Raw genomic sequence first — 12,167 nt, forward strand, 5'->3', positions numbered from 1 at the left:
AAAAATTTTTTTCTCCATTTACTCCTATACATAAATGATCTCGTCGTCCTTTCTCTTCGGAAATAAATGATTGATCTTTTACAGTTTAAAATTTTTTTAAATTAGTCATCAAGTGAATATTCTCAGGAAAAACTCTAATAATCTTAGGACTACTATAAGATGAAAATTACTATCTATTTTGTTAAATATAACTAAAAATACTATATATTAAGATTATTATTAATTTTGACGAATTATGGTTAATAAAGCAAGTTTAAATAAATGGTAAATTGATGGTGGGGGATTAGTAACGATGTAAAAGATGATTTCCATATAAGAATTTTATGAGTTAGAAAGGGGTGTAGAGATAGCTGCTGAATCTGTTCCATATTATATTACCATTCTAAATAATTAATAAACAGGGAGTGAAAAAAGCTTATTTTTATGGAGAACAGTCACTGATCTCATCATCTAAATTCATTTTATTCATTATTTAACGTAGGAAGTATTGAATTTTACATAATCATATTTCTTTTCATTTTATGACCTAGAATGCTCATTATGTGAACTATAAATTATAGTTTATATAGGATATACTACATAGCATTATTTATTGTAGGTTAACAAACCACATTTTTTATAAGATAGGAACACAAATGTAATATTGATAGAATGGAGCGGGCTGCTAGGATGTAGTTTCTCAACAAATTGAAAAAAGCTATTGAAATTAAAAATTTCAATAGCTTTTAATGCAAAATCTAATGTTTAATTGTTTACTCTGTAAATTCTCCAGCATAATCCATTAGTTTATCACGCCATACAGTGTGGAAATGAGCATCATCTGAAACATCATCTTGGTAGGCAACACCTTCTTGGGAAGCTATTTCTAACCATAGACGAGGCCCATCAATTCGTACATATGAACCCACTTCATTGTAGTCTGTTGATCCTGACCATCCAATATAAGTTTTAGCCAATGCCTCTTTAGATAAATAAGCTTTTAAAAGTTTATTAGCTGTTTTGGAGTCTGCATCTTTTACCCAAGCTTTAATAGCTTTTTGAACTAATTTTTGTTGATTTTTAGTTAAATCTGTATATAAAATCCCTTCGCTTTCTTCTGGGAACTGTCCATCTTTGTCTGCTCCTACTACTACATCTCGAAATGTTTCTGAAATTTTTGCTTCATTAAGCTGATTTGTTGTAAGTGATTCGAGGATAGAGTACATTCCATCTCGACGTGTTTCAATAGGAGAATAAGTTGTGCCATCTAATTCAAAAGTTTGAGGTTCAGAACCTGTAAATTGAGGCGTAGCACTTACTTCTTCTTTCCCCTTAAATACGATATTTTCAGCTAAATGATGGCCACTAATTTGCAACATCCATTCACCATTTTCAGAAGGTGTACCTAATATTGCAATATAATACAAACCTGATCCCCACTCTGTTCGACCTGTATCGGTTGTTAGAAACTCATCTGCCTTAATAATTTCAGTTAATGTCTCATATCCTTGCTTACTCAGAGAAGCCTTTGCGAGTTTTAAAGCAGCCTCTACACTTTCATCAGATAAATCACCTAGTGCTACTCCATTTCGATTTTGTGAATTTGCAGGTAAGTTTGTCCAATGTTCAGCATTTTCTTCTGTAAATTCATATTGAACGGTACTTTTTTGCTCCTCTGTCAAAGTTGATAAAAATTTATTGGCCAATTTCACCTCGTTTGCTCCTTGTTGTGTTCCCTTACTTTCTGTTACTTGATTAAGCACGTCAAGGATAGAATCTTTGGGTTCCGATTGAGGAAAACCTCCTCCTGGTAGGGCAGTAGTACTTTGTGTAGTTGATTCGGTTGTATCACTTGCTGCGAAAGCTGACATTCCTGCCCCGCCTATCACTCCTACAGATAAAGCTCCGGTCATGATATATCCTACTAACTTCTTTTTCTTCATTCTACTCATTCCTCCTTCATTGGATTAGTAGGGGACCAAATCCAATGGATATCCCTTACCTTTGCTATGTTACTATCCAATGGTGAAAAAATGATGAAAATTAGATAGAGAGGAAATTAAAGGACATTTCATTATTCCATTCGATACTCTTTTTATCGCCAAGAAGTCGTGTTATGTTCATTATGATTTAAGATAATAAACCTCCCATATTTATCTCTAAACATGGGAGGCTTATTTGTCCGTAAAAAATGTATTTTTTTATATTAGTTCACGAAAGTCGATAAGAATCCAGCTTACTCTGTAGCCATAGAAGCAATGTATATGTTTAAAAAGAAATAAGCTCGCTAAGAAGTGAAGTCTATACAAAATAAAATAGAATTTATACATCAACTATTTGAAATCACTTCATAAATTAGAAAATAAAAGTTAAATCAACTTGTCTGTTTCTAGACAATTATTTTTTGCTCCCCAATCTATTATTGTACTTCCTCATAATACCCTCTGCTTGCTCTAACTGTTTTCGATCATTAATACCCAGCACTTGTGCGTTATCAAACAATAAATAGGAGCCAAACTTTTTGTTTTGTTTATTTAAAATAGATACCATATCAGTTAAATAGTATTCATTTTGTACATTATTATTTTCAACAAGTGGTAGACCTTCTATTAACGCTTTATTTTTAAAAACAAAAATTCCTGTATTCACTTCTTGAATTTTCCTCTGTTCATGATTGGCGTCTTTTTCCTCGATTATATCAATTACTTCTCCATCTCTGTTACGAATAATTCGGCCGTAACCTGTAGGATCTTCAAATTTTGTGATTAATACTGTCCCCTCATTATTAGCTTGTTGGTGTTTTTCTAATAAAGATAATATCGTTTTTTTTTGAATAAGAGGGGTATCACCTGTGATAATCAACGTATTGCCTTCATCTCTAAGTTGAGGAATTGCTTGCATTACCGCATGACCAGTTCCTTTTTGCTCCAATTGATACGCATATTTGACACCATTTCCTATTGTTTCTCTTACCATTTCACCTTTATGCCCAATTACAACTATCTTATCCTGAATTCTAGATCTCTCTAGCTTTTCGAGTATATGCATAATCATAGGTTTTTCGCAAACAGGGTGGAGAACTTTTGGTAGTTCTGATTTCATTCTTGTGCCTTTTCCAGCTGCTAACACAATTGCACTTGTCATAATAAAATTTCCTCCAATATAAATAAAGATTAAGTTAGTTAAAACGATAAACTTGCTTTAATTTATACTCTATCTAAAAAAAATGAAAAGTAGGTGAAAATCAACAAGATCATTCATAATGAAGATCTATATCATAACAATGTTTTTTCAATATTAACTATATTGTTTTTACCTTTTAAAATGCTAGTGATAATAATTTGTGTTATGGAAACATAAGAAATTTGCTGAGGAGTTACACGATGTTTTAAAGAGTATGTAACATATATTTCTATAATAAGGTGTAAAAGTGTTCTTCAAGATGGAGGAGGCTTTTTTGAAGTAAAGGGTTAGGTTAGATGTAGAAGAGCGGTTAAGAGGACTGGGAATTTTAAATGAAAAAGCAGAGTTTAATTAGAGATTCAGTAAATTTTTTAACCATTTTAGCTATGATATTCATCAATAAGAAAACATGACGGAAAAAACACAGTTTTTGCTCGCTGGTGGAAAAGAGTTAAATTTAGAGGGATTAGGGATTATTAAAAATTCAAGGAATACAGGAGCCTACAAGTACCAGAAGGATGTTATGTTACAACATTTATAATATATATGAAAAACGTTGATATATAGGGTTTTTAAAACTGAAAACTCTATACTTGATGCACTTGTTTTTTTATTTGTGTACTAAAGGTTGATGCAGAGTTTTTCCTCTCCTTCAACAATAAAAACCTAGAAAACGAAAATAAATATATCTCTCCCAGTTTAATTATAAAACATAAATAAGATAAAATATAGACTGTTTATGTTTAGAGTTAAGTTCTAGAATTTATACATATGTCATTGATCTGATTTATGCATAGGCTTTGCAACTTGCAAAGGTATCGAACCAACTCTAATGAAGACACACTCCATAAAATTAGAGGTATGCTCCAAATTATCAAAGGTGGGATTGTGACATATAAAGTTTAAAAGAAGGGGAGAGTTGAAATGGGTTCTTATGTTCTCAATTTTCAGGAGATTGATAAAACACAGCTTTTACTTGTCGGAGGAAAAGGGTTAAATTTAGGGAAACTATCGCAGGTTCATAGAATACAAGTACCAGAAGGCTTTTGTGTTACAACAGAAGCCTATCAAAAAGCCCTCGAACAAAACGAAGCGTTTCACGCATTGTTGGATCAATTAACACTGCTAAAAGTAGAGGATCGAGTTCAAGTTCGTGAAATCAGCAGGAAGATTCGGAAAATCATTATGGAAGTAGAGATTCCTTCCGACGTTGTGAAAGCTGTTGCTCACTATCTCTCCCAGTTTGGCGATGAACATGCTTATGCAGTGCGTTCTAGTGCCACAGCTGAAGATTTACCACATGCCTCTTTTGCCGGTCAACAAGACACCTATTTAAATATCATCGGAAAAGAAGCCATTTTGCAGCATATCAGCAAATGTTGGGCTTCCCTATTTACGGATCGTGCGGTAATCTACCGTATGCAAAATGGATTTGATCACAGCCAAGTGTATTTATCCGTTGTCATCCAAAGGATGGTGTTCCCACAGGCTTCAGGAATTTTATTTACCGCAGATCCGATTACTTCCAATCGAAAGTTGCTATCAATCGATGCCAGTTTTGGACTTGGAGAAGCACTAGTCTCTGGCCTGGTATCTGCCGATTGTTACAAAGTGCAGGAAGAAGAAATTGTCGATAAGAGGATAGCAACCAAAAAATTGGCTATCTATGGACGGAAAAAAGGCGGAACAGAGACAAAGCAGATTGATCCTGATCAGCAAAAGACTCAAACGCTTACTGAACAACAAATTTTACAACTAGCACGCATAGGAAGACAGATCGAAGCTTATTTTGGTTACCCACAAGATATCGAATGGTGTTTGGTTGATGATACATTTTATATTGTCCAAAGTCGGCCAATCACGACTTTATATCCGATACCTGAAGCAAATGATGAAGAAAATCACGTTTACGTATCTGTCGGTCATCAACAAATGATGACTGACCCCATGAAACCATTGGGATTATCTTTTTGGCTGTTAACGACTCCTGCCCCCATGCGTAAAGCTGGTGGAAGGTTGTTTGTTGATGTTACACAAAATCTGACTTCACCTGCCAGCAGAGAAATTTTATTAAATGGCATGGAAAAACACGATCCACTCTTAAAAAATGCATTAATGACCATAATAGAGCGAAGGGATTTCATAAAACCGTTATCAAATGATGAGAAAGAACAGAGTTCCAGTATAAGTAAAAAAGGTATGCCGACAGCGGATTTTCAAGCACAAATCGAAAACAATCCGACAATTGTTTCTGATTTGATTAAGAGTAGCGAAACATCGATAGAAATGTTAAGACAAAACATCCAAATGAAATCAGGACCGGATTTATTTAATTTTATTCTAGAAGATATCCAGGAATTAAAAAAGATTTTATTTAATCCACAAAGTTCGAGTGTTTTTAGGGCTGCTATGGATGCTTCATCATGGATCAATGAAAAAATGAATGAGTGGTTAGGTGAAAAAAACGTAGCAGATACGCTTTCTCAATCTGTGCCAAATAATATTACTTCAGAAATGGGTCTAGCGCTATTGGATGTTGCAGATGTGATTCGTCCTTATCCAGAAGTAATAGATTATTTACAACATGTAAAAGATGATAACTTTTTGGATAAATTGGTTAAGATTGATGGGGGACAGGAAACCCAAGACGCAATAATGGCTTATCTCAACAAATACGGAATGCGATGTGCTGGAGAAATCGATATTACTAAAACTCGTTGGAGTGAAAAACCAATTACACTTGTCCCCATGATTCTCAATAATATTAAAAACTTTGAGCCTAATGCTAGCTATAGGAAATTTGAGCAAGGGCGGCGTGTTGCTTTTAAAAAAGAACAAGAGTTATTAGATCAATTGAAGCAATTACCGGATGGTGAACAAAAAGCTAAAGAAACAAAACGAATGATTGATCTAATCCGGAATTTCATCGGATATCGAGAATATCCAAAATACGGTATGGTTAATCGCTACTTCGTTTATAAGCAGGCTTTACTGAAAGAAGCCGAACAACTCGTACAAGAGGGCGTTATTCATAAAAAAGAAGATATATACTATCTCACTTTTGAAGAATTTCACGAAGTCGTACGCACAAATAAACTAGATTATGGAATCATCAGCAAACGAAAAGACGAGTACAAATTATATGAAAAACTAACTCTCCCACGTGTGATCACGTCTGATGGTGAAATCATTATAGGTGAGTACAAACGAGAAAATCTCCCATCCGAAGCTATTGTAGGTCTACCGGTTTCTTCCGGAGTTATCGAAGGAAAAGCGCGTGTCATCTTAAACATGGAAGATGCTGATCTAGAAGATGGAGATATCTTAGTCACTACCTTTACTGACCCTAGCTGGACACCATTGTTTGTATCGATAAAAGGTCTCGTCACCGAAGTTGGCGGACTGATGACCCATGGAACGGTTATTGCACGTGAATATGGCTTGCCAGCTGTTGTCGGTGTTGAAAATGCCACCAAGCTGATAAAAGATGGGCAACGTATTCGAATAAATGGAACAGATGGCTATATCGAAATATTGTAATTGCTGAATACATCTCTAATTGACTTGATCCTGTTTCATTTCCAATAAGGTGTTTTTCAACTGGAACTAATCCCAAAACTCATCTGGATTCCAATTTTGCTTCATAAGTTTTTCCTCCAATCCGAATCAATATTTTTGATTCGGATTAGAGGAAAAGATTATTCAAATTAGGAGAATCATTTACATCATACTGTTACTTTGCGGTCTATGATAGAAACCCTATCGCTGGGCTATTAAGTATACTTGAAAGGAAAGGAAAAGCGCAAACTCATTGCTGTTCAATGAATTTGCGCTTTTTTTCACTTCTTTGGATTTAGAGTATGATATATAAAAGAATGAAGTAAATGAACTTTAATCTTTCATAGTCACTCCTAACAAAGTGGCAAATTATATAGCCCCATATGTTGATCCTTTACATGATTTTAAATTAGATGATCAAAGGTAGAGGAACTAATCTCTCTCTTTTATTTCGGGAATAGAAACGATACATATTCTTACAAAAGCACAACAGGTTTTAAGAACCAGTTTGTCCAAAATTAAGTGAAGTTCATTCATCAATTAAAACGATTTCTCAAATCGAAGAGCTTTCTGAAGATTGAGGATTTGATTTTGAATATTTGAGAATCCTTCTATTTCAGGTACATGTTTCTCAGTTGGGTATTGATTGTTCTCTACAGCAAGAGCCATTGTTTCAAAAACATAAAGCAATTGAGCAAGGTCCTTATCTGGAAGAGTTGGTCTCTCATAATATTTGAAGCTAGATTCAAGATAATATCCTATTTGGTTTACTGAAAATATAACAGGCCATAGCGATTCTAATTTGGCCTTATTACTAAATAGTTCACCTAAAGCTGTATCATAGATTGTTAATAAATTAACTAAATTTGTTTGCATTCTGTCTCTTTCTCTGTACTCTTCCAAATGTAGACTTTGATTATTTTTTGAGAATAAACTCAATAAAAACTGTCCTTGGCTTCGAATTGTAGCAGCAGTAAAATGATTAAGCACACTAGAAGCTGATTTTCTTCCAAATAAAAATATGCCAATAAGTCCAATAATAATACCTACTATAATATCTGTAATTCTTACAGTAGCAAAGAAGGAGAAATCATATACTTTAGTTGAGTATTCTGCCATAACCAAAGCTGATGGAGTAAAAAACATAGCAGCTATTCCATAATTTCGAACAATAAAAAGCTCTGTAAGAAACGTTAAACACAAAATAATAAAAGCAACCATGTATCCATTGTGTACGGATACAAGAATTACACTTGCTAATAGTACGCCAATAATGGTTCCAAAAGTTCGTTGAACAGCACGGTGAAATGTTGCTATAACTGTTGGTCCAGACATGACCGCAGCACAAGATAAAGGGACCCAGTATGAGCGATCAAAACCGAGCGAATAGGCAATAATAGCAGTAAGCATAAGGATGATTCCAAATTTTATAGCAGAGAGAAACACGATTGAATTTTTATCAAAAGCATTTAGAAAAATGGTTTTGAGAGAAGGCTTTGAAATTCTTACTTCTTGTTGTATTTTATCAATAGGTTCATTTAGTATCCTGCTGACATTATAAATTTTCACGGACAAGTTTTCTATTTCTTTATCCACTCCATGTAACTTTGAAATGTTAACTGTCTTTTGCTTTTTAGATTCGATAGCGTGAGCTAAATTTCGGAGGGATTGTGCTAATTCAGGCGGGATTGTGAGATTTTTCACCACGGATAAATCGAGAGCCTCTAAAAATATTCGGTTAGCCTGTTCATTTAACAGAAACAACTTTGTAAATGTGTCTGTCTTTCTTTTAGAAGAATAACCTGCTAATAGCATATTTTCTGCTTGTTTCATCACTAAAACTGTTTGATGTCTTGCAGTATTAAAATTTGCTTTATCAATTGAATCTAAGAAATAGGCTAATTCTACGTATACTCTTTTTATGGCAGCTGTCTCAGGTCCATGAGGAGATATAAACCAACCCGCCATACAAATTATCCAAGATAGTCCACCTCCTAAAAAGACAAATCCCCCACGCAAAAGAGCAAGTGATGGATCGTTAGGCATACCAGTAGCCATTGCAAAACTTAAGACAAAAAATAGAGCAGAGGGCCCGGTAATCTTTAAAGCCCCAAAAATAAATATGGCTATGGCTCCAATGAGTCCCATAACTATAGCAGTTCCGAGCGGATAGGGAGCTAAAAGGGAGCCAAGGACCATAGATAAAGACATCCCTAGCGTTACACAAAAAATCCTTTTAGCTCTTTGTGCATAGGGTTGGTTAAATACATAAAGATAGGTGAACGCTCCAATACTAGCTAGCAAACCATACTCTAGATATCCCAAAGAAAATCCAATAACTATAGGTAAAGCAGCAGCTACTCCAGCATTTAAAGCTTTTATCCAGGGGAAAGGGTTCTTTTTTATTATAAAAGCTTGTTTAAACGTTGTATGAATGGTATTCAATTTAGGATGAACAGATTTTGATGATTTTCTTTGTTGATTTTTGTTCATTCTACTATCTCCTTCTCAAAATATGTCACGTTATGTTTTGTATTATTTTTTAATATGATAGTTAGGCAATTCTTTATGATTATAGAGAATCCGGTGAAAAATTAACTTCTAGCGTTATCGTTTATTCTTTGTCTTTAGGATGGGACTATGTATGATAAGTTCATATCATTCAGTTTTTCTCATTTAGACGATACAGATAATGATTCAATATAGTGTAAAAGCCATGTCCTACTTATGATAGGACGTGGCTTTCTTTAATTCATATACCGATAACCTACATTATGGTGACTAAAACACCATACGATATTTATCGTTTCTTCTATATAACGGAATAGATTAGATTATTTAACAAATAAAGTTTTATCTTAATGTTATTTGTATAATTATAGGTTACTTAAAATCTTAGAAATGCAAAGGAGAAAGTTCATACCTACTTATAGTTAGAGGAGGTAGGGCTACAAGATGGATTTTCTGTATTCGTTGATTGAGCTAATTTCGTTAAATAGTAGCATTCTTCTCTCATCATGTGATCTGCCATTAGAGCAGAAAATGTACTGAGCATTTCGTTTGATAGTTCCAATTCTTCGATCTCATGAAGAAATACTTGAAATAATTCTATTTCTAACCTAACGTCTTTGTTCATTTTCTTTAATGCGGGAAAGGATTCGAGATTTGTTCTTAAATATCCGGTCAACTCTACAGCTTTCAGATAAAAATGTTCAAAGTGGGTAGAGAACTGCATACTCTTTTGCTTTAGCTTCTTTTCTACTGCGTCAAGACTATCGGAAATAGCTCCAGCATGCCCTGCAGCATCTAAAGTCCATAGTAAATGATGGTGAAGTTCATGAAATATAGGTGGAACTTGTTTCTTTTCTAAGTAGCTAAGAATTAATAAATACTCATTAAGTTCATTGACCATATGGTTTAGGAAAGTAGGTGTAAGATGAATAGTAAAGTCAGTTGTTAAGTGCTTTTTTAATAAGGATAATTTAAATTCTTTAAGTGCTAATGCTTGGGCTTTAGCCTCCATTGTAAGCTTTTCTATATGATGAGGTGGACTCTTGACGCTGTCTAACAAAGTACTAAACGATTGAATGAACGTTTTAGCTATTTGTATTTCTTCCTTCTCTTTTTCTGCTAAAGAATCTAAGATAAATTGTGAATGGTCTTTTAAAACTTGAATCCAAAATGTATGTTCAAAAATTGCATTTTGAGTATAACTACTATTCATTGTTTTCCTCCCTTAATAAGTAATAAGGTAGCTACCTACCTTTCATACATATTAGAGAGAACCTATTTATATTAATGTATAAGAGAAAATTTAGAACAGATAAGCTATGCGTTTTATGTAAACGACTAATTAGCTATAAATCATATATACGTAAGACCGCCTTATATACCAATGGATATGAGGCGGCTTTTGCTATGGCCATGACTATTATTTATGAGAGTCTAAAGTCTTTCCTATGTTCTAAAGGATCCTTATATTAAATAAATATCATCTTTAGTTAATTGTACCTAGGAGTAAACATATGTCCATTTTTAATACCTTTTTATTTTAAGGGTGTTTATTTAATACATATAGCCTTCTCCATTTTCTTATTAAATAAGGTACATCTAAAATATAGTCACTTTCTTGTAAAAGATAAACATTATAAATTTATGGAAAATAACCCCACTGCTCAAAGCTGTGGGATTGTCAACGTGGTCCTATTATTATCTGTAATTTGGCAGGTCATTTAGATGTAGATTTTCTAGAAAATAACGATTGGTTAAGAAGTTTTTTAGAATACACTTATAGGACTTTTTCTTGATGAATGTAACCCATTTTAGAAGAAATTAAAAAAGCAGCATCTTTAACGAGTTTTTGGTAATTTGTTATGTTTTCCTGAGAAAATCTACTTGTTGGTCCAGAAATCGAAAGAGAGGCCTTGACCACTCCGTTTATATCAAAAATGGGTGCTGAAACAGCTGAAGAGCCGACTTCTTCTTCATCAATACTACTACAAAAATAGACTGTTTTTATTTCTTCCAATTCGCTCATTAACTGTGGTCTAGGATTAACTGCAGTTTCTAAAACCGTTTGGGTGAACTCCTCATTTTGAAAAGCAAGTATTGCCTTTCCTCCAGCACCTGCCCATAAAGGGTGCTTTACTCCAATTTTAATACTATGACTTATAGTATTAAGGCCTAGAGATTGCTCAATACATACTCTATAGATTCCTTCTAAAGTATGTAAGTTAATGGTTTCTTTTGTTTCATCTCGTAATTTTTCCATAATAGGTTTTGCAATAGTTTTTAACTCAATGGATTTACCAGCTATATGACCTAAATAATAAATTTGTTTACCAAGTTTATATTTAAGTGTTGATAAATCTTTTTCTACATATCCATTTTGTTCTAGGGTTGCCAAAAGTCTAGTTGTGGTAGATTTAGCTAATCCTATCTTTTCTGAAATTTGAGTTAAATTTAATTGGGGTTGTTCTTCATCAAAGCAAGCGAGAATATCCAACGCTCTTTGAACGGTTCGTATTCCTTGTCCTCCATTTTCTTTTTCTAATGGCATCTTTTCATCATCCTTTTATGTTTAATAAAATGGTTTGTTGATTAAAATGAATTCCACTAGTTGGAACTTGTTTACATCCTACACTGAATTTTATTTGCAATCAAGTTTTTTTAGGTGTCATCCCTTTCCCCATTAAAAGTGACTATAACTCAATAATTAAGAACTTTATAGATAATTTTTTGAAAATTTTATATTAATAAACTATTGAAAAAATAAAAAAATTGATATACAATCACTTTAAAGTTTCATACAGTGTAATCAAATTCCACTCAGTGGAATTTTGATGCGAAGTTTGATGAGTATAAATAAACAAAAAAGGGGAGACCATCAATTATCTGTAATTAGTTGTCGAAAAAAAACAAAAATGAAAGCGTTTATACTGTTTTTA

6 protein-coding genes are annotated in these 12,167 nt (G+C 33.5%); 1 reads left to right on the plus strand and 5 read right to left on the minus strand.

The genetic code is table 11. From position 1 onward, the window contains the following. Positions 1–752: 752 nt before the first annotated feature. Both ACK3CR_RS14690 and ACK3CR_RS14695 read right to left on the minus strand, forming a co-directional pair. Positions 753–1,922: a DUF3500 domain-containing protein gene (locus ACK3CR_RS14690; protein ID WP_243512483.1), complete on the minus strand. Its 1,170-nt coding sequence runs from the start codon at positions 1,920–1,922 to the stop codon at positions 753–755. A gap of 454 nt (positions 1,923–2,376) precedes the next feature. Continuing rightward, the gene (locus ACK3CR_RS14695; RefSeq protein ID WP_488975658.1) at positions 2,377–3,123 is read right to left on the minus strand and encodes a sugar phosphate nucleotidyltransferase; all 747 of its coding nucleotides are present in this window, start codon (positions 3,121–3,123) and stop codon (positions 2,377–2,379) included. A 963-nt stretch (positions 3,124–4,086) separates the two neighbouring features. Here ACK3CR_RS14695 and ppsA point away from each other — a divergent pair. Then, the gene (ppsA, locus tag ACK3CR_RS14700; RefSeq protein ID WP_488975659.1) at positions 4,087–6,702 is read left to right on the plus strand and encodes a phosphoenolpyruvate synthase; all 2,616 of its coding nucleotides are present in this window, start codon (positions 4,087–4,089) and stop codon (positions 6,700–6,702) included. A gap of 558 nt (positions 6,703–7,260) precedes the next feature. Here the strand turns inward: ppsA and ACK3CR_RS14705 are convergent. The 3 genes from ACK3CR_RS14705 to ACK3CR_RS14715 all read right to left on the minus strand — a co-directional run bounded on the left by ACK3CR_RS14705 (position 7,261) and on the right by ACK3CR_RS14715 (position 11,779). Beyond that, entirely contained in the window at positions 7,261–9,213 is a 1,953-nt protein-coding gene (locus tag ACK3CR_RS14705; protein ID WP_488975660.1) for an FUSC family protein, read from the minus strand. Positions 9,214–9,643: 430 nt separating this feature from the next. Beyond that, positions 9,644–10,444: a DUF2935 domain-containing protein gene (locus ACK3CR_RS14710; protein WP_488975661.1), complete on the minus strand. Its 801-nt coding sequence runs from the start codon at positions 10,442–10,444 to the stop codon at positions 9,644–9,646. Positions 10,445–11,008: 564 nt separating this feature from the next. Then, complete coding sequence (locus ACK3CR_RS14715) at positions 11,009–11,779, minus strand: IclR family transcriptional regulator (RefSeq protein WP_243512471.1); 771 nt, start codon at positions 11,777–11,779, stop codon at positions 11,009–11,011. Between the last annotated feature and the right edge of the window lie 388 nt (positions 11,780–12,167).

This window comes from Priestia sp. TRM10 (genome assembly GCF_057808375.1).